Source organism: Nocardia sp. CNS-044 (assembly GCF_059570515.1).
Genome location: NZ_JCANSX010000006.1, coordinates 924,722 through 941,831, shown reverse-complemented (window position 1 = coordinate 941,831; position 17,110 = coordinate 924,722). Strand labels below are relative to the sequence as shown.

Genomic DNA, 17,110 nt, shown 5'->3' with positions numbered 1-17,110 from the left:
GGGAATTCCCCTCCAGGTGGTATGCGGCGACGGCTGTTGGTTATGCGGCGTGCAACGCTGCGGAGACCGCGTCGGGCACCGGCATCAGCTGCGGTAGCTGATACATTCCGGCCACCCGGGTGACGATTTCTTCGATGGACCCCCCGATCACCAGATAGGGGACGGTCCCTTCGTGCAGGGTGTCGAGCAGTAGTCGGTCGATCGTGCTGCGGTATCGGTCATCGCCTTCGGTGGCCGATTCCCGGTCCATCCGCAGATGAATGAACCCGTCGTAGGTGACGTTGGCCCGCCGGGTCACGATTCCGCCGTGCGCCAGCAGGTACTTCTTCTCGAAGATGCGATAGGGCAGGTCGCGCGGGTTCCACAGCCAGCGCCGGAGTCTGCGGGTTCGCCGCAGCGCCTCGGCCGCCACCCATTCCTGGAGCACCGAACCGTCGGAGACGAAACCCGAGGTCAGCCGGGCTTCGGAATCCACGCGCTGTTCGAAGCCGCGCACCGCGGCGTCGACCGTCGGCGCGAGCCTCCGGTCGACGCCCGGGGTGGCGAGGTGGGTGGAGATGGCCGCGTGGTCCAGGCCGGTGGCCAGCGCGAGAGCGGTGCAAACGGTGGTCTTACCCGTTCGCGGTGCGCCGGTCACGGCCAGTCGTAGCGCGGGTGCATCCTTCATCGGGCGTCCTTGTATAGCGGGTGCCCGCATTTCCGCGTATCCCCTTGTGTGCAAGCGGAATACGCGAACGCCAAATGCGGTTTCACCGGGTTCATCGAAAATCTAGTAATCAAGTGATAACTTGTCAACATGAGGGCCAGACTGAGCGCGGCCGAGCGTCGCGAGATGATTCTCGAGGCCGCTGGCCGAGCGTTCTCGCGCGGCGGCTACGCGGGCACCAGCACCGACGTCGTCGCGCTGGAGGCCGGGGTCTCGCAGCCGTACGTAGTGCGGATGTTCGGCACCAAGGCCGACCTCTTCCAGGAGGTCTTCGACCGGGCGGTGCAGTCCCTGCTCGCCGCGTTCGCCGCCGAACTGGAGGATCCGGAGGTCGCCGCGTCGCCCGAGGTGTGGAAACGCCTCGGCGGGGTCTACAACAGCCTGGTCGAGGACCGGGACGTGCTGGTCGTCCTGTTGCAGGGCTTCAGCGCGGCCGCCGGTCATCCGCAGATCGCCGCCGCCGCAAGGCGTTTCGTCTCCGCGCTGTACACCCTGCTGGTCGAACGCACCGGTTGCGACCCCGAGCGCGCACGGGAATTCATCGCCAACGGCATGCTGCTCAACGCGCTGCTGGCGATGAACGCCACCGAACACGCCGACGACCCCGCGCTGGCCGCGCTCGCGGAATGCGCGCTCGGCCAGGACTGCGGGTTCGACGCTCCGGAATCGGAGTGAGACGGACCGAATTCCGTTGCCCGGCATTCTCAGTCGGGCAGTTGGTGGGCGAGCAGGCAGAACCCGGTGACGCCCTGGAACTCCTTGATCAGAAGATCCGCGCTGCGCCAGCGCTGGCCGCCGCGGTCGATGGTCGAGGTGCGCCGGATCTCCACCGTGCCGTCGAACGGTTCGTTCGAGGGGCGGCGCGGCCCCTCGGTGACGAACTCGAGTTTGCGCATCCACAGGGTGTTGCTGTTGCGCCGGTCCAGTCCGTCCATTTCGTAGAGCAGGATCTGGGAGAGCTGCGCCGCGCCGACGATGGCGTCGATCGGCGAGACCGAATCCCAGTAGGCCGATTCCGCGCCGACGTAGCCGCCCTCGACACCGGTGGTGACCCGCTGCCTGCTGTTGATGCGGGTGGCGGTCTCGTCCACGATCAGGTCCGCGGCAGTCAGCGTGTGGTCCTTGACGCCGTTGAGGTAGTAGTGCGGCGCCGGGCCGTAGATGTCGCTGAGCTGCGCGATGTGATCGGTTCCCGGCACGTCCAGCGCGCCCGAACCGACGGGGTGCACCATGGTCAGCGTGCCGGTCAGGTTGCCGACGCGGAACTTGAACGCGGTCTCGATCTCGTCGGCGTCCTCCGCGGCGGTGGTGGTGGTGATCTCGGCCTCGACCGGGATGTTGTCGAGATCCTCGTGTGGTGCGGCGCCCGCCCGCACGGCCGCTTGGCGCACCCACATGCGGGACGACTCGGCCGGGCCGAGGTCCCGGGAGTGGGTGATCGAGGCGTCGCACAGGGAGGCGGCGAGCATGATCGTGTCGACGCTGCTGACGTGCGGCACCAGCTCGCGGTGCTTCTTGGTCGACCAGGCGGCCGGGTAGCTCAGCCGCGCCACACCGGTGTGCTTGGCGCCGAGCTGGGTGGAGCGGCGGATCTGCAAGTCGGCCAGCTCGGGGCTGACCTTTTTGTAACCTTCACCGAAGTATCGATCGGACCGGGGTCCGAGGGGTTCGTCGTAGCTGGAAAAAGAAACGGTCATGGCAGAGCAACTTTCGAAGAGCGATCGAGCAATTCGGTTCAGGCAACCTGGGGCAGGTCGAAAACCTGTCCCGCATACGACAGACCGGCGCCGAAAGAAACTTGCAGTGCAAGTTGTCCCGGCTTTGCGCGGCCCGAAGACACCAGGTCGTCGATCGCCAGCGGCAGGGCGGCGGCCGAAGTGTTTCCGGCCCGCCGGATGTCGTCTGCGATCACTACCGATTCGTCCTGCCAGCCGAGTTTGCGAGCAACCCCGTCGATGATTCGCAAATTCGCCTGATGCGGGATGAATACCTCTACGTCGGCGAGGGTGATACCGCCGGCATGCGCGATTTCGGATACTATTCTGGGCACCTCGCCGGTCGCCCAGCGAAATACTTCGGTCCCCTCCATGTGCAGAGTCGGAGGTGCCGTCGTGGTCGGCGCGCAGCGCAATTCCTCCCAGGTGGGTTCCTGGCGGATCAGATTGGCTCGGGTGCCGTCGCTACCCCATACGGTGCGCCTGATGTGGCCGGATTCCGTGCGTCCGACGAGTGCGGCGCCGGCGCCGTCGCCGAAGATGGGTCCCACCGAACGGTCGTCACGATCGATGACGTTGTTGAACTTTTCCGACCCGATGACGAGAATGTTGTCGGCTTGACCTGCGTTGATGAGCGCGGCGGCTTGTCCGATGCCGTGCGCGTAGCCGGAGCAGCCCGCGGAAATGTCGAAGGCCGCCGGTCCCGCGCAGCCGAGTTCGGCGGCGACGATGGCGGCGGCGGCCGGAGTGTTGTTGAGATGGGTCGACGTCGCGAGCATGAGGACATCGATTTGTTCAGCGGACATTTCGGCGGCGTCGAGCGCTCTTCGCGCGGCCGTCGCGGCCATCGAAATTACTGTCTCGTGATTTCCGGCGTATCTACGTTCGGTAATTCCGGTCCGCGTGGTTATCCACTCTTCGTCGACACCCAATTCGGGGGCCAGGTCGGAATTGGAAACAATTCGATCGGGCCGGTATGATCCGATCATCAAAACTCCGGCTTGTAAAGCCGTCATACTTCCCACCCCCGAAAGGTGAATGCATCAATTCTGTATGCATCAATGTATCACCCGGCCAGAATTCGGGAATTAGATCACATTGCTATAACGCCTGTATAACGGCATGTTGTGACGAAGGTCACGTTTTTTCATAGACTGTTGACATCGCTCGACTACTGGTCGGTCACAAAGCGCTTCGGCATTGATCGCCAGCTATTAACTACCGATTAGTAATCGAGTGATTTGCATCTGCGGAAACAGGTTCAGGTGCAATGTATACCGAGTTCGGACCGGTTGAAACGGCCTGCTCGATCGATAGCTGTGGATTGTCCATCGAAGGGGTCGGGTGTGTCTCGAGCTAGGTGACCGGATACGACAACGGCGGGGGTTCGGGTGTGTCACACACCCGAACCCCCGCCGTCGAGAGCGGAAGGGCTCGCGCTACCGGCTGGTGAACGGCAGCAGGGCCATCTCGCGGGCGTTCTTCACCGCGACGGCGACCTGACGTTGCTGCTGCGGGGTGAGCCCGGTAACGCGCCTGCTGCGAATCTTGCCGCGATCGGAGATGAACGTGCGCAGCAGGTTCACATCCTTGTAGTCCACCGTCTCGATCCCCGCGGCGATCAGCGGGTTCTTCTTGGGGCGGCGGGCCTGTTCCGCGCGGACCTTCTTCGACGGTGCTCGCTTGACTGCCATATCAGGGGTTCCTTCTACGGGATCGGTGGTTCTTACCAGCTCGATTTGTGCACACCGGGCAGCTCTCCCCGGTGGGCCATCTCGCGCACACGCACACGGGAGAGACCGAACTTCCGGAGGTGACCCCGCGGACGTCCGTCCGCGGCGTCCCGGTTGCGCAATCGTACCGGACTGGCATCTCGCGGCAGGCGCTGCAGGGCGGCCTGCGCGGCGGCCCGGTCGGCGTCCGACGTGGCCGGTTTGCGGATGAGTTCCTTCAGTTCGGCGCGGCGGGCCGCGTAGCGGGCGACGACGGCCTTGCGCTGCTCGTTGCGCGCGATCTTCGACTTCTTCGCCACGTCAGCGCTCCTCGCGGAAGTCGACGTGCTTGCGCAGCACCGGGTCGTACTTCTTCAGCACCAGGCGGTCCGGGTCGTTGCGCCGGTTCTTGCGGGTGACGTAGGTGTAGCCGGTGCCCGCGGTGGACTTCAGCTTGACGATCGGGCGGATGTCGGTGGATTTCGATGCCATGGATACTCCTAGATCTTCTCGCCGCGAGCGCGGATGCGAGCGACGACTGCCTCGATACCGTCCCGATCGATGGTCTTGATGCCCTTGGCGGAGACGTTCAGCGTGACGCGGCGGTCCTCGCTGGGCAGGTAGTAGGTCTTGCGCTGGATGTTGGGGTTCCAGCGGCGGTTGGTCCGCTTGTGTGAGTGCGATACGGACTTGCCGAACCCCGGCTTGCGGCCGGTGACCTGGCAGTGGGCCGACATGGCGGGCTCCTAGCGTAGATGACAATCATTTTCGACAATGGCTGTCCGACACTGTACCGTTGCTGAACGGCAAATGAAAATCGTTATCGAAAGGGGTTCCGGTGGTTGTGCCTGATCCCGCCCTGCTCCCGCCCGAGCCCGATCGCCGGACGCCGGTCGTGCTGGTCGCCGGTCTGCCCGGACGCGCGGCAGCGGGCGTCGACCGTGTCGCCGACGCGCTGCTCGGCGGCGATGGCACCGTCGTCGTGCGCCACGAGCTGAGCGAGCTGCGCGAGGGCGTCGTGCGCCGCACGGTGCGCACCGCGACGGACGCCAAGACCGCCGTGCTCGAGCTGGCGCACGGCTGCGTCTCCTGTACGTTGCGGGCCGACCTGCTTCCGCTGCTGTGCACGTTGGCCGCGCGGGAATCGGTGCGGCGCATTGTCCTCGCGCTCGATCCGGCCTTCGAGGCCGAGGCCGTGTGCCAGGCCATCGGTGATGTCGTGGTCACCGGAGTCGTCGGCCGGGTGGACGGCCCCGCCGGGCGCGACGTGCGCGTCGAGGCGGTGCTGACCTGCCTGGACAACCAGGAGTGGCTGAACGACGCCACCGGCGACGAGACGCTCGCCGAGCGCGGGCTCGCGGCCGCGGACGACGACCGCACCGTCGCGCAGGTCGCCGTCGGCCAAGTCGATTTCGCCGATGCGGTGCTGGCCATCGGCCCCGCGCTCGACGCCGTGGAGCAGAGCAGGCTCGGCGCGGTGCTGACCCGCCTGGTGCCGGACGCGCCCGTCGCCTGGATCGACGACCTGGACGCCGTCGCCGCCACCGACATCGAAGCCCTGCTCGCCCGGATTCCGGCGCAGTCGCGGCGCGGCCGGATCTTCGACGCGCACGCACCGCTGCTGCGCGGGCAGCCGCCGCTGGTCGCCGAGCACGGCGTGAGCCTGATCGAGTTCGCCGCGAGCAGGCCCTTCCATCCCGGCAGGTTGCACGACGCGCTCGACGTGCTCTTCGAAGGTGTGGTCACCGCGCGCGGCAGGCTCTGGCTGGCCACCCAGCCCGACGAGGTGGTGTGGCTGGAGTCGGCGGGTGGCGGGCTGCGCGTCGGCGGCGCGGGGCGCTGGCTCGCCGCGATGAGCGAAGACGAACTGGCACAGGCGGATCCGACTCGGCGGGCGCTCGCCGCGCTGCGCTGGGACGACCGCTTCGGTGATCGGGACGTCTCACTGGTGATCCTCGCGCACGACGCCGATCCCGGCGAGATTCGCCGGGCCCTGCACTGGGCGCTGGTCGAGGACGACGAACTGCGACTGGTCGAGCGCGCGCCCGAGCGGGTCGCGCTGTGGGACGACCCGTTCGGCGACTGGCACGCCGACCCGTGCGAGGACGCGGGCGAGCTGGTCGACGAGGTCGCGGAACCGAAAAGTCGGAGAGGAGAAGGAAAGTGAAGACAGGTATCCACCCGGACTACCACCCGGTGGTGGTCGAGGACTCGAGCACCGGCAAGCGGTTCCTCACCAGGTCCACCGCCACCAGCGCGCGGACCGTCGAGTGGGAAGACGGCAACACGTATCCGCTGCTGGTGGTCGACGTGACCGCCGACTCGCACCCGTTCTGGACCGGCGCGCACCGCGTGCTGGACACCCAGGGCCGGGTCGAGAAGTTCGAGCGCAAGTACGGCAGGCGCGTGCGCGCCGGACAGGAGGCCTGAGATGGCGGTGCCCAAGCGGAGGATGTCGCGGTCCAATACGCGCAGCCGTCGCGCCCAGTGGAAGGCGGCCCCGCCCGCGCTGGTGCCGGTGACCGTCGGGGGAGTGGTGCATCAGGTGCCGCGCCGCCTGGTGCAGGCTGTGCGCCGCGGACTGATCGACCTGGACCGCCTCTGATCCAGCTCCGGTCGAACGCGTAGGGCCCGGCGGATCCACCGCCGGGCCCTACGCGTTGTCGTGCCGCAGAGTGGAAGTCAGCCCTGCTTGCCGGCCAGGTCGGCCGCAACCCGCCCCATGGCCGCCAGTGTGCCGAACGCGCCAGGCGGATTGGTGCCCATAGGCTGCGGTGGCGGACCGGACGGTTCGTTGCGATCGTGATACTGCGGCAACTGATCAGCTACCCGATGTGCTCTGCGTCACATGCGGCTATTCCTGAATTATCGCGTGCGGCAAGGTAACTGGACGATGAAATGCATACCCAAAGTTTGTTTTTAGCGGCCTTAAAAGTCTCCGTGCAGTGATGATTTCGTGCTCACGCGCCGGTACCCTCATCCGAGAGGGCGGGTTCTTCCGGTTTCTCGGAAGAACCCGCTCATCGCCAAACTTCGGCATTCTCCCGTAAAGCACTCTCGCGAAACCTGTTTCGCGCGCTTACGGCTTCCCGTTTCGCGATTCGGATTCCGCCTCCGAATGTCCCGGCAATCCGGGCAAATCCGGCAGCAGGGACTCCAATCGCGCGAGCTGAGCGCCGATCAACTCCGCGGGCCCCTCGATCAAGGAGAGCGGCCAGGGCCAGCGGTGCCCCTCCAGCTGCCGCACCTGCTCGACCAGATCGGCGGTGGTGGCCTCCAGTTCGCTGATCTCCGTACGCAGTTCGCCGATCTGGGCGCGCAGTGCCTCGGTGTCGCCCTCCAGCGCGTCGATGCGACGCAACGCCGCGGCCAACCCGTCCACCAGCGTCAGGTGCCGTCCCTCGGCGTCCGTGCCCAGCTGCGGCCACCCCGCGAGACCGGGGCCGCGCAACTGGGTTTGGATGTCGCGCAGCACCGCGTCCTGCTCCGGCGTCATGTCCGGCTCCTCCTGTCCGAAATCCCACTGGCCGAAATCCGCTGTCTCGGCCACGTTCACGTCGCAGAGCACGCCGTTGACCCGGATCTGGCGCAGCGTCTGATGAATGTTGCGGCGGGTCTCCACATTGCCGCCCGACCACGCGTCGGTCTGCCACACCCAGGCCGCGCTGCCCGCGTCCAGCGCCCGGCTCACCGACCAATACCCGCCGTAGATACCGACATTCGCGTCGCCGAGCACCGTGGCCGCGCCGTCCAGGTACGCGTTGATCGGCACCTGGTCTTGTGGAGTGGCGTCGAAATCCGCCGAGAAGTAGACGGGCCGGTCGGGGCGACCGCCGCAGCGCAGTACCTGCGCGAGACCGGCGCGCGCGTCGACGATGCCCGCGTTGTAGCCGTCCAGCATGCGGGCGGCGGTGGTCTCCCAGTTGGAGACGATGGAGATGCCGTGCGCCCGAAGGTCGTCGGCCTCCGCCGGGGTGAGCAGCTTGCCGGGCAGACTCGGACCGCCGGGCGTCAGATACCGCACCACGAAATCGAAACCCGCCGCCCGGATAGCGGCGCCGCCCGGCCGTCCACCGGCGTAGTCCAGGCCGAACCGCATGTCTCCCACTGTAAGACGTGGACGGTGCGGTTCGCCGGGGTTCAGCGCGTGAACTCGGGCCGCCGCGCCGGTGCGGGCGGCGTGGACGGTGTGCGTCGATCGGGAGCGACGAGAACCGCGGTGATCGGCACGGCCAGCGAGAGCATGCCGATGACGAACATCGGCACCAGGAAGGAGAACAGGTCTTCACCGGTCGGGAGCGCCGCGCGCGGATTGATCCGCAACTCCAGTCCGGCCATCCGCAGGTAGTGCATGCCGACGACGGCGCATCCGAACAGCGCCGAGGCGCCGACGACGGCGATCGTCGGCCACGAGCGCAGCACGAACCACAGTGTGCCGAGCGAGATCACGACGCCGAGCAGGCCGGAGACGATCACCTGCCACAGTCCGTACTCGATGTCGCCGCGCACCTGCACGGCGCTCATCCCCAAGGCGAGCATCAGGCTCAGTCCGGTGCCCATCAGCACGCCCGCGGCGAGCAGGCGGGACAGCTGCAGCGTCCGCCCGAGCACCATCAGTCCACCGAAGACCGAAAGCACCGCGAGCACCGCCGCTCCCGTGAGCCGGGCGACGTCGTAGCGGATCAGCGCGTCGCCCGAGGGCGTGACGCCGAGCATCGTGACGAAAACCGCCAGCCAGGTGCCGATTCCGCCGATAGAGACCGCCGCCGAGGCCAGCCAGACCAGCCGGAACTTGGACGTCACCGATTTGGTCGACTGGCGGATGCAGATCAGACCGATCAGCGCGCCCGCCATCGCCACCAGGATCGACAGTCCTAGGACCCAATAACCCATGGAGAAGTAGGACAAGACAGCGACCCTCACACCTGTCCGACGGGCTGCTCGTGCTGCTGCGCCGCGAGCCGCTGGATCGCGTATTCCGTGACAGCGGCCAGGGATTGGCGCACTTCCATCGCGTTGCGCGCGTCGATGTCGACGATCGGCACCCCCGACCGCACCGATAGCGCCTCACGCAGTTCGGCCACCGGGAACCGCGGTGCGTCCGGAAAACGGTTGACCGCCACCAGGAACGGCAGTCCGCGTGCCTCGAAGAAGTCGACGGCGGCGAAGCTGTCCTCGATGCGGCGGGTGTCCACCAGCACCACCGCGCCGATCGCGCCGCGGATCAGGTCGTCCCACATGAACCAGAACCGGCGCTGGCCCGGCGTGCCGAACAGGTACAGCGTCAGGTTCCCCGGCAACACGATGCGGCCGAAATCCATGGCGACCGTTGTGGTCTCCTTGCCTGGCGTCGCGGCCAGGTCGTCGATGCCGTCGGAGAAGCCGGTCACCATGGCTTCGGTGCGCAGCGGGACGATTTCCGACACCGCGCCGACGAAGGTGGTCTTGCCCGCGCCGAAACCCCCTGCGACAACGATTTTCGTCGACGCGGTGCGATTGTCCATGGATGCCGAGCCGTACGGCTGGGAGTTATAGGGCGCGGAGTCCACGCAAAGTCCTCTCCATCAGGGTCCGGCGCTCGTCGTAGCTCGCCTGGTCGCTCAGGGTCGAATGCACGCGCAGCGTCCCGGCGACGACGAGATCGCCGATCACGACTCGGACCAGGCCGAGCGGCCGTTGTAGCTGAGCCGATATCTCAGCGACCGACAGACGTGCGGTGCCCAGCCGCACGATATCGGTCCGGATATCGCCGACCGGCCATTCGAAATGTGCAGTGTAGGAGATGGTCTCGATGACCGCCTCCAGGGGAAGGTCGACCGCGGGTTCGGTACGCCCCGAGGTCAGGGCGTAGGGACGAACGCGGGTGGGTGGTATGCCCGGCCCCCCGCCGGTTGGGTTGGACATCGCACGCTCTACACGGCCGTCCGGGCGGTGGCTTGGACCACCGAACCGACACGATCGACGAGCAGCGCCATCTCATAACCGATCCGGCCGATGTCGTGCGTCTTGTTGGCGAGCACCGCCAGATGCGAGCCGTTGCCGACCGTCATCACCAGCAGGTAGCCGCGCTGCATGTCGACGATCGACTGCATCACCTTGCCGCCGTTGAACAACTGGGCGGCGCCGCTGGACAGGCTCGCCAGGCCCGCGGTGACCGCCGCGAGCTGCTCGGCGCGATCGGCGGGCAGGTGCGGGCTGGTCGCCTGCAGCAGGCCGTCGGCCGACACCAGCACCGCGTGGGTGACACCCGGCACGTCCCGAGTGAAACGGGTGACCAGCCAGTTCAGATTCTCGTCTGTGGTGTTGCCTGGTTTGTCGGTCATGCAAGCCCTCCGTCGTTGTACTGGGCGTCGGCCCGCCCGCTGCGGACCCCGCTGAGATGCCTGGTCAAGCTGTTGCGGATCTCATCAGGATTCCGCGTGTTGGATTCGTTGGCCGGCGCCAAACCGCCGGGGACCAGCTGCGCGCCCGGCTGCCGAATGGGCAGGCCGCCGGAGGTGCGGCCGGAGGTGGTCGGGTTGCTCGCCTCCGCGGCGGCGGCCCAGCCGACGTCGGCGGGGGACGACCAAGCGCCGCCTTCGTTCTCGGATCCGGCGGAGGCGGGTTCGACCAGCCACTCCGACACCATGCGCTGGTAGATCGGCGTCGGGGATTCCGGGTTCACCGGACGCAGCCCGGTGACCGTGGCCTGGGCGGCGTTCGCGACGGCCGCGGGCTCGGGCACCTCGTAGACGGCGGTCTCGGCCCACACGTCGACCTGCGCGGGCTCGGCGGGCTCGCCCGCCGGCGCGGGCAGCGCGAGCGACTCCACCGGTCGCGGCGCGCCGTTCTCGTTGCGCGTCCGGATCGGCAGCGGGCCGCCGCGGCCGGGATCGGTGGTCTCGGCATCGATCACCGACGGGCGGCGGTCGGCCGGGGTGGCGACCCGGATCGCCGGACGCCGCTGCGGCAGGCCGGTGCTGCTCATCTCGAACGAGGAAGTGTGCTCGGGCAATGCCAGACTCGGCACCGGGACCAGCATGCGCGGCGGCGCGGCCGTGGGTTCGGGCGCGCTCTCCAGCGGCTGCGGCGCGGTGAGCTGCGGCGCCTTGTCGCTGATCGGCACCGGCGAGACCAGGGTGCCGGGCAGGTGCACGCTCGCGGTGATGCCTGGCTGCTGCGCCATCGCCGAGGTCCGGCGCAGGTTGACCGTGATGTTGTGCCGCTTGGCGAGTCGGCCGACCACGAAAAGACCCATGCGGCGAGCGGTTTCGACGGTGACCTCACCACCGGAGGCGAGGTGCTCGTTGACCGTCTGCAGGTCCTCGGCGGACATGCCGAGACCGCGGTCGATGATCTCGATCAGGTAGCCGCCGTCCACTGCGCGGGCCACCGAGACCGCCACCGGGGTGGTGGGCGGCGAGTAGCGCAGCGCGTTGTCGATGAGCTCGGCGAGCAGGTGCTCGACGTCGACGGCGGGCTCACCGGGCACGATGCCGTCAGGCGCGCTGCCGATCTCGACGCGCTGGTAGTCCTCGACCTGGGAGACCGCGCTCCACAGCATGTCCGAGAGCGGAACGGGCGGCAGGTGGCCGCGGCGCAGCGCGGTGCCCGCGAGCACCAGCAGGTTGTCGCCGTTTCGGCGCATGCGGGTGGCGAGGTGGTCGAGGCGGAACAGGCTCTGCAGGCGCTCGGAGTCGTCCTCGTCGTGCTCGAGTTCCTCGATCAGCGTCAGCTGCTGCTCGACGAGCGACTGGCTGCGGCGCGAAAGGGTCTCGAACATGCTGCCGATCTGCAGGCGCAGACGGGCCTGCTCGGCGGCGAGGTGGAGCGCGGCGTTGTGGATGTCGTCGACGGCGCGGGCCAGCTGGCCGATCTCCTCGGTGGTGTGCACGTCGACTCGGGTCGGCTCCGGTGTCGCGTTGCCGGAACGCACGACCTCGAGCTCGTTGGGCAGGTCGACGTGCGCGACCTGGAGCGCGCCGTGGCGCAGGCGGCGAATCGGGACGACGAGCGAGCGGGCGACCGCGAGCGCGAGGGCCAGACCGGCGAGCAGCGTCGCGACCACGATCGCGATATCGCGCAACACGATGCCGCGGACTTCGGCGGTCCGGTCGGCCAGTCGCGCGTCGATGGTGTCGACCAGGTTCAGCGTCGTCTGGTCGTAGGCGGTGGCACTGGTGCGCAGCGAGTCGATGACCGGCTGGCTGCCCGCTGGGTCGCCGAGGTTCTGGCTGAAGGCGCCGAGGCGGACGTTCACCGCGTCGATCAACACGCTGGCGTTGAGCGCCGAAGACGGTTGCAGCTGGGCGAACTGGCTCAGCAACACCAGCTCACCACCCGCGGTGATCAAGACCGTCGGGCGCACGGCCGGGTTGCGGTCCGCGCCCGGCGAACCGATCAGCAGGTACTGCTGGGTGTGCAGCCTGCGCGCGTTGGTGGTCACACCGAGCTGCAGGAAGTAGCGCTGGATGGTGATCTCCTCCAGCGAGGTCGAGCGCGCGATCGCGTTACCGATGCGGGCGGCGACCTCGTCGGCCTGCTGGCCGATCGCCACCGGCGAACTGTTGCGCAGGCCGTTGCGCATCGCGCGGCCCGCGGTCAGCGCCGCGTCGAGTTCGTTGGAGACTTCCGTCGGCGCTCCCGTCGAGCGCAGCGCCGTCTGGAGATCGGCGGCCGCCTGATCGAACCGGCCCGCGATGCGGTCCAGGTCGGCGTCGGACGTCTGGTTCTCCCAGGTCGTCGCCGTCGTGACGGCGAGTTGTTCGGTGGCCGAGGCGAAACCGAGCATCGGCCGGATGATCCTGGCCTGGTCGGTCGCCGCGTCGAGGTCGCCGATCGTGTTCAACTCGTCGTTGATTCGCAATACCGCGAACGTCGAGGCGAGCACCACCGGCAGCAGTAGCACGATCCCGACCTTGCGGGTGACGGACCAGTTCGACAGCCTGAATTGCCGGGAACGCGGTGCTGCATCCATCCGCTTCCGTCGCCTCCACTCCGCGCGGGTTCCCCGGATGGCTAGTGGCTGTTTCACATAAGTATGGGACCAACCCGCTGAGAACCAACTCGAGGTCTTGTTTTTACCGCTGGGAACATACCGTGCTGAGTGGGTAACGGCAATCTGGGGGACTCGGCGCGATAATTCTCTAATATGGCTACGCAGAACAAGTTTCGGTCCCATTGCGAGACTCGCAACGACCGAAATCCGCGCACGCCGGTGAAAGCCCCAGGTCATCGGTGGTGCTCCGCTGCGTCACCCGACCGGCCCCGTTCGCGGCGTGTCGGGCATGGCCTCTCAGTCGACTCTCAGTCGGTGCGGTCAAACTGGTGGCATGCGCATTCTGGTAGTCGACGACGATCGCGCCGTCCGTGAATCGCTGCGTCGGTCGCTGACCTTCAACGGCTACTCGGTCGATCTCGCGGTGGATGGTGTGGACGCCTTGGAGAAAGCGACCGTCCAACGGCCGGACGCACTCGTGCTGGACGTGATGATGCCGAGATTGGACGGGCTCGAAGTTTGCCGACGGCTGCGCAGCACCGGTGATGATCTTCCGATTCTGGTTTTGACGGCGCGCGATTCGGTTTCCGAAAGGGTTGCCGGACTGGATGCCGGAGCCGACGATTATCTGCCGAAACCATTCGCGCTCGAGGAATTGCTGGCCCGGCTGCGCGCTCTGCTGCGCCGCCGCGCGCCCGAACAGGGCGATACCTCCGAGGCGATGCTGTTCGCCGATCTGTCGCTGGACCCGGTGACCCGCGAGGTCTCCCGCGGCTCCCGCTCGATCAGCCTGACCCGCACCGAGTTCTCGCTGCTGGAAATGCTGATGGCCAACCCGCGCCGGGTGCTCACCCGCAGCCGGATCCTGGAAGAGGTGTGGGGCTACGATTTCCCGACCTCCGGCAACGCGCTCGAGGTCTACATCGGCTACCTGCGCCGCAAGACCGAGGCCGAGGGCGAACCGCGGCTCATCCACACCGTGCGCGGCGTCGGTTACGTCCTGCGCGAAACCCCACCCTAGGCCGCGCGACAATGGCACGAAGCGTTCCACGGCGACCCGTCATCGCGACCCTCGGCCAGCCCGACTCGACCGAGATGCGGCCGCCGATGCCGCTGACCCGCTCGGTGTCGCTGCGCTGGCGGGTCACCCTGCTCGCCGCGTCGGTGGTGGCCATCGCGGTCGCCTTCACCTCCATCGCCGCCTACGCGATGGTGGCGCGGGCCCTCTACGCCGACGTCGACTCGCAGTTGCGGGCGCGCGCGTCGACGATGATCGACAACAACTTCGAGAGCATGGGCTTTCAGTCGATCATCCTGGCGGGTCTGTTCTCCAACGACGTCGGCGTCGCGCTGATCTTCGCCGACCACAAGCCCTATATGCCGCCGCAGCAGACGATTCCGCCGGTGGGCGAGCAGGAGTTCGCCGTCGCCGACGGCAAGCTGAACTCCTCGCTGCGCACGGTGAGCAATCAGCGCGTGCTCGCGGTGCGCACGAACTCCGGTGCGACGCTGGTCATCTCGCAGCGGCTGGAGCCGACCCGCGAGGTGCTCGACCGGCTGGCCTGGCTGTTGTTCGTGGTCGGCGGCTGCGGCGTCGTGCTCGCCGCCGCCGCGGGCACCGCGGTGGGCCGCACGGGCCTGAGACCCATCGCCAGGCTGACGGCCGCGACCGAGCGCGTCGCGCGCACCGACGACCTCACGCCCATCCCGGTCACCGGCGACGACGAATTGGCCCGGCTCACCGACAGTTTCAACACGATGCTGCGGGCGCTCGCCGAATCACGCGATCGCCAGCGGCGTCTGGTCGCCGACGCCGGGCACGAGCTGCGCACGCCGCTGACCTCGTTGCGCACCAACATGGAACTGCTCATCGCCTCGAGCAGGCCGGGCGCGCCCGCCATTCCCGAGGAGGACATGGCCGAGCTGCGCCAGGACGTGATGGCCCAGATCGAAGAGCTGTCCACCCTCGTCGGCGACCTAGTCGACCTGGCGCGCGAGGACGCGCCGGAGACCGTCTACGACCGGATCGATCTCGGCGAGGTGACCGAGCGGGCGCTGGAGCGCGCGAGGCGTCGCCGCGGCGCCATCGAGTTCGTCGCCGAACTGCGGCCGTGGTTCGTCTACGGCCACGAGGCGGGTCTGGAGCGGGCCGTGCTGAACGTGCTCGACAACGCCGCCAAGTGGAGTCCGGCGGGCGCCCAGGTGCTGGTCACCATGCGCGAGGCCGGACGGGGTCTGCTGGAACTCGCGGTGGACGACGCGGGCCCCGGCATCCCCTCGGACGAACGGGAGCTGGTGTTCGAGCGGTTCTACCGGACCACCGCGTCCCGCTCGATGCCCGGCTCGGGGCTCGGACTGGCCATCGTCAAGCAGGTGGTGACCAAGCACGGCGGCACGATAACGATCGATACGTCCGACCGCGGCGGCGCGCTGATCCGTATCGTGTTACCTGGTGAGGGTGACGGTCCCGCGTCGACTCAGCAGATCTCGGAGAACTGAAAGCACGGTCTCAGTCGGCTCTAAGCCGTCGTCGGCACGCTGGTCGGCAGACGTGAGGAGAAGCGAGAAGCCATGACGGAGGATTTCCAGAACCGAAACGTGGAACCGGGAAAGGCGGACGCCTCCGGTCCCCGGCCGACCGAGCAGTTCCCGGTCGCGGGCCATGCCGAGCAGTTCCCGGCCGCCGGCCATGCCGAGCACGCGGCATGGGCCGCGCCCGGCGCGGCGCACCATCAGCCGCAGCAGCACTATCAGACGCAACCGTTCCCCGAACCGGGTCCGGGCTTCGGCGCTCCCGGCGGCCCGCCGCCCCCGTACACCGTGCCCGGCGCGGCCTTCGGCGCACAGCCCCCGCAGCCCCCCAAGCGCTCGTTCAGTGCTGGTCTTGTCGCGGGCGCGGTGGCATTGGCGCTCTTCAGCGGTGGCGTCGGCGGTGCGGTCGGTGCGCTGGCCACCCGGTCCGACGACGGCAGAGCCTCGGTGACCAACGCGCTCGACGCCCCGAAGCCCAATGTCGGAAACGCGTCCAACGCCCCGGCGGGTTCGACCCAGGCGGTGGCGCAGAAGGTGCTGCCGAGCGTCGTGATGATCAAAGTGGCGAGCAACCGCGCGCAGGGCGAGGGTTCCGGCGTCGTGCTCTCCTCCGACGGCCTGATCCTGACCAACAATCACGTGGCCGCGGGCGGGGGCGCCGGCGCGAAGATGGAGGTCATGTTCTCCGACGGGAGCAGCGCGCCCGCCACGCTGGTCGGCGCCGACCCGGTCTCGGACCTGGCGGTCATCAAGGTGCAGGGCAAGAGCGGCCTGACTCCGATCGAACTGGGCAGCTCGTCGAATCTGCAGGTGGGCCAGCCGGTGATCGCCATCGGCTCGCCGCTTGGCTTGGCGGGCACCGTCACCACCGGCATCGTGTCCGCGCTGAACCGTCCGGTGTCGACCAGCGGCGAGGGCGGCCAGAACCCGAACGCCCCGCAGCCGGTGATCGATGCGATCCAGACCGACGCCGCCATCAATCCGGGCAACTCGGGCGGCGCGCTGGTCGACGCGAGCGGCAAGCTGATCGGCATCAACACCGCCATCGCCAGCCTCGGTGTCGGCGAGCTCGGCGGCCAGCAGAGCGGTTCGATCGGTCTCGGCTTCGCCATCCCCGTGGACCAGGCCCGCAGGGTCGCCGACGAGCTGATCAAGAACGGCCACGCCACCTACGCCCAGATCGGCATCAAGCTGCGGCCGCAGGACAGCGTCGCGCTGGTGCTGGAGGCCACCCCGGACGGCCCCGCCGCCAAGGCTGGCATTCCGGCGGGCGCCGTCATCACCAAGCTGGACGATCGGCCCATCGATTCCGGCGAAGCGCTCATCGCCGCCGTCCGCTCACACCAACCGGGAGACAAGGTGAAAGTCACCTATACCGACGAACAAGGCAACAACCCCAAGACCGTCGAGGTCACCCTCACCGGCGCACCCGCGGACGGTGGCCGGTGAGGCGGCTCGGTGACGCGGA

General features: G+C 68.0%; 20 protein-coding genes. 7 read left to right on the top strand and 13 right to left on the bottom strand.

The features are described from left to right. Positions 1–40: 40 nt before the first annotated feature. Positions 41–667 (bottom strand): hypothetical protein, encoded by a 627-nt coding sequence (locus tag T333_RS13090; RefSeq protein WP_355002118.1) that lies wholly within the window; start codon positions 665–667, stop codon positions 41–43. Positions 668–796: 129 nt separating this feature from the next. On the opposite strand from T333_RS13090, the gene T333_RS13085 reads away from it, so the two are divergent. Next, the gene (locus T333_RS13085; RefSeq protein ID WP_355002117.1) at positions 797–1,381 is read left to right on the top strand and encodes a TetR/AcrR family transcriptional regulator; all 585 of its coding nucleotides are present in this window, start codon (positions 797–799) and stop codon (positions 1,379–1,381) included. A gap of 29 nt (positions 1,382–1,410) precedes the next feature. On the opposite strand, the gene T333_RS13080 is transcribed toward T333_RS13085, so the two are convergent. The 6 genes from T333_RS13080 to rpmB all read right to left on the bottom strand — a co-directional run bounded on the left by T333_RS13080 (position 1,411) and on the right by rpmB (position 4,870). Beyond that, positions 1,411–2,403: an AvrD family protein gene (locus T333_RS13080; RefSeq protein WP_355002116.1), complete on the bottom strand. Its 993-nt coding sequence runs from the start codon at positions 2,401–2,403 to the stop codon at positions 1,411–1,413. Positions 2,404–2,441: 38 nt separating this feature from the next. Then, positions 2,442–3,437, bottom strand: coding sequence for a beta-ketoacyl-ACP synthase 3 (locus tag T333_RS13075; protein WP_496424574.1), 996 nt, complete (start codon positions 3,435–3,437; stop codon positions 2,442–2,444). 423 nt (positions 3,438–3,860) lie between these two features. Beyond that, entirely contained in the window at positions 3,861–4,115 is a 255-nt protein-coding gene (gene rpsR / locus T333_RS13070) for a 30S ribosomal protein S18 (RefSeq protein ID WP_011211513.1), read from the bottom strand. A gap of 32 nt (positions 4,116–4,147) precedes the next feature. Continuing rightward, positions 4,148–4,453, bottom strand: a complete 306-nt coding sequence (rpsN, locus tag T333_RS13065; RefSeq protein ID WP_496424573.1) for a 30S ribosomal protein S14 — start codon at positions 4,451–4,453, stop codon at positions 4,148–4,150. Between the two features lies 1 nt (position 4,454). Continuing rightward, positions 4,455–4,625, bottom strand: coding sequence for a 50S ribosomal protein L33 (gene rpmG, locus T333_RS13060; protein WP_496424572.1), 171 nt, complete (start codon positions 4,623–4,625; stop codon positions 4,455–4,457). Between the two features lie 8 nt (positions 4,626–4,633). After that, on the bottom strand, positions 4,634–4,870 hold the full coding sequence (gene rpmB, locus T333_RS13055; protein ID WP_496424571.1) for a 50S ribosomal protein L28: 237 nt from the start codon (positions 4,868–4,870) through the stop codon (positions 4,634–4,636). 101 nt (positions 4,871–4,971) lie between these two features. Here rpmB and mrf point away from each other — a divergent pair, with 101 nt between their 5' ends. Genes mrf through rpmF form a run of 3 tightly spaced genes read left to right on the top strand, consistent with a single transcriptional unit; the run spans position 4,972 to position 6,738 of the window. Continuing rightward, entirely contained in the window at positions 4,972–6,300 is a 1,329-nt protein-coding gene (gene mrf / locus T333_RS13050; RefSeq protein WP_357250105.1) for a ribosome hibernation factor-recruiting GTPase MRF, read from the top strand. Further along, positions 6,297–6,563, top strand: a complete 267-nt coding sequence (locus T333_RS13045; protein ID WP_355002111.1) for a type B 50S ribosomal protein L31 — start codon at positions 6,297–6,299, stop codon at positions 6,561–6,563. Before mrf ends, T333_RS13045 begins: the two co-directional genes overlap by 4 nt. A gap of 1 nt (position 6,564) precedes the next feature. Further along, positions 6,565–6,738, top strand: a complete 174-nt coding sequence (gene rpmF / locus T333_RS13040; RefSeq protein ID WP_141808758.1) for a 50S ribosomal protein L32 — start codon at positions 6,565–6,567, stop codon at positions 6,736–6,738. 474 nt (positions 6,739–7,212) lie between these two features. On the opposite strand, the gene T333_RS13035 is transcribed toward rpmF, so the two are convergent. From T333_RS13035 to T333_RS13010, 6 genes are read right to left on the bottom strand one after another with little or no spacing between them, the layout of a single operon-like run. After that, positions 7,213–8,232: a glycoside hydrolase domain-containing protein gene (locus tag T333_RS13035; protein ID WP_357250110.1), complete on the bottom strand. Its 1,020-nt coding sequence runs from the start codon at positions 8,230–8,232 to the stop codon at positions 7,213–7,215. Positions 8,233–8,273: 41 nt separating this feature from the next. Beyond that, positions 8,274–9,041 carry an MHYT domain-containing protein gene (locus T333_RS13030; RefSeq protein ID WP_355002109.1) on the bottom strand — a complete coding sequence of 256 codons (768 nt, stop codon included), beginning with the start codon at positions 9,039–9,041 and terminating at the stop codon, positions 8,274–8,276. Positions 9,042–9,052: 11 nt separating this feature from the next. Beyond that, the gene (locus T333_RS13025; protein ID WP_067784299.1) at positions 9,053–9,637 is read right to left on the bottom strand and encodes a GTP-binding protein; all 585 of its coding nucleotides are present in this window, start codon (positions 9,635–9,637) and stop codon (positions 9,053–9,055) included. A 25-nt stretch (positions 9,638–9,662) separates the two neighbouring features. Next, a complete protein-coding gene (locus T333_RS13020) occupies positions 9,663–10,037 on the bottom strand; it encodes a DUF742 domain-containing protein (RefSeq protein WP_253812816.1) in 375 nt (124 codons plus the stop codon). An 8-nt stretch (positions 10,038–10,045) separates the two neighbouring features. Further along, positions 10,046–10,456: a roadblock/LC7 domain-containing protein gene (locus T333_RS13015; protein ID WP_067784303.1), complete on the bottom strand. Its 411-nt coding sequence runs from the start codon at positions 10,454–10,456 to the stop codon at positions 10,046–10,048. Beyond that, positions 10,453–13,089, bottom strand: a complete 2,637-nt coding sequence (locus tag T333_RS13010) for a sensor histidine kinase (RefSeq protein WP_355002108.1) — start codon at positions 13,087–13,089, stop codon at positions 10,453–10,455. Before T333_RS13010 ends, T333_RS13015 begins: the two co-directional genes overlap by 4 nt. A 355-nt stretch (positions 13,090–13,444) precedes the next feature. Here T333_RS13010 and T333_RS13005 point away from each other — a divergent pair, with 355 nt between their 5' ends. From T333_RS13005 to T333_RS12995, 3 genes are all read left to right on the top strand, one after another. After that, positions 13,445–14,131 carry a response regulator transcription factor gene (locus T333_RS13005; RefSeq protein WP_067784307.1) on the top strand — a complete coding sequence of 229 codons (687 nt, stop codon included), beginning with the start codon at positions 13,445–13,447 and terminating at the stop codon, positions 14,129–14,131. 11 nt (positions 14,132–14,142) lie between these two features. After that, positions 14,143–15,609 carry a HAMP domain-containing sensor histidine kinase gene (locus T333_RS13000; protein ID WP_355002107.1) on the top strand — a complete coding sequence of 489 codons (1,467 nt, stop codon included), beginning with the start codon at positions 14,143–14,145 and terminating at the stop codon, positions 15,607–15,609. Positions 15,610–15,681: 72 nt separating this feature from the next. After that, the gene (locus tag T333_RS12995; RefSeq protein WP_357250116.1) at positions 15,682–17,091 is read left to right on the top strand and encodes a S1C family serine protease; all 1,410 of its coding nucleotides are present in this window, start codon (positions 15,682–15,684) and stop codon (positions 17,089–17,091) included. Positions 17,092–17,110 lie beyond the last annotated feature (19 nt).

What these genes read in the sequence shown, in the direction of transcription:
- T333_RS13090 (WP_355002118.1), bottom strand. Translation starts at nt 667, where the DNA reads ATGAAGGATGCACCCGCGCTACGACTGGCCGTGACCGGCGCACCGCGA.
- T333_RS13085 (WP_355002117.1), top strand. Translation starts at nt 797, where the DNA reads ATGAGGGCCAGACTGAGCGCGGCCGAGCGTCGCGAGATGATTCTCGAG.
- T333_RS13080 (WP_355002116.1), bottom strand. Translation starts at nt 2,403, where the DNA reads ATGACCGTTTCTTTTTCCAGCTACGACGAACCCCTCGGACCCCGGTCC.
- T333_RS13075 (WP_496424574.1), bottom strand. Translation starts at nt 3,437, where the DNA reads ATGACGGCTTTACAAGCCGGAGTTTTGATGATCGGATCATACCGGCCC.
- rpsR (WP_011211513.1), bottom strand. Translation starts at nt 4,115, where the DNA reads ATGGCAGTCAAGCGAGCACCGTCGAAGAAGGTCCGCGCGGAACAGGCC.
- rpmG (WP_496424572.1), bottom strand. Translation starts at nt 4,625, where the DNA reads ATGGCATCGAAATCCACCGACATCCGCCCGATCGTCAAGCTGAAGTCC.
- rpmB (WP_496424571.1), bottom strand. Translation starts at nt 4,870, where the DNA reads ATGTCGGCCCACTGCCAGGTCACCGGCCGCAAGCCGGGGTTCGGCAAG.
- rpmF (WP_141808758.1), top strand. Translation starts at nt 6,565, where the DNA reads ATGGCGGTGCCCAAGCGGAGGATGTCGCGGTCCAATACGCGCAGCCGT.
- T333_RS13035 (WP_357250110.1), bottom strand. Translation starts at nt 8,232, where the DNA reads ATGCGGTTCGGCCTGGACTACGCCGGTGGACGGCCGGGCGGCGCCGCT.
- T333_RS13025 (WP_067784299.1), bottom strand. Translation starts at nt 9,637, where the DNA reads ATGGACAATCGCACCGCGTCGACGAAAATCGTTGTCGCAGGGGGTTTC.
- T333_RS13020 (WP_253812816.1), bottom strand. Translation starts at nt 10,037, where the DNA reads ATGTCCAACCCAACCGGCGGGGGGCCGGGCATACCACCCACCCGCGTT.
- T333_RS13015 (WP_067784303.1), bottom strand. Translation starts at nt 10,456, where the DNA reads ATGACCGACAAACCAGGCAACACCACAGACGAGAATCTGAACTGGCTG.
- T333_RS13010 (WP_355002108.1), bottom strand. Translation starts at nt 13,089, where the DNA reads ATGGATGCAGCACCGCGTTCCCGGCAATTCAGGCTGTCGAACTGGTCC.
- T333_RS13005 (WP_067784307.1), top strand. Translation starts at nt 13,445, where the DNA reads ATGCGCATTCTGGTAGTCGACGACGATCGCGCCGTCCGTGAATCGCTG.
- T333_RS13000 (WP_355002107.1), top strand. Translation starts at nt 14,143, where the DNA reads ATGGCACGAAGCGTTCCACGGCGACCCGTCATCGCGACCCTCGGCCAG.
- T333_RS12995 (WP_357250116.1), top strand. Translation starts at nt 15,682, where the DNA reads ATGACGGAGGATTTCCAGAACCGAAACGTGGAACCGGGAAAGGCGGAC.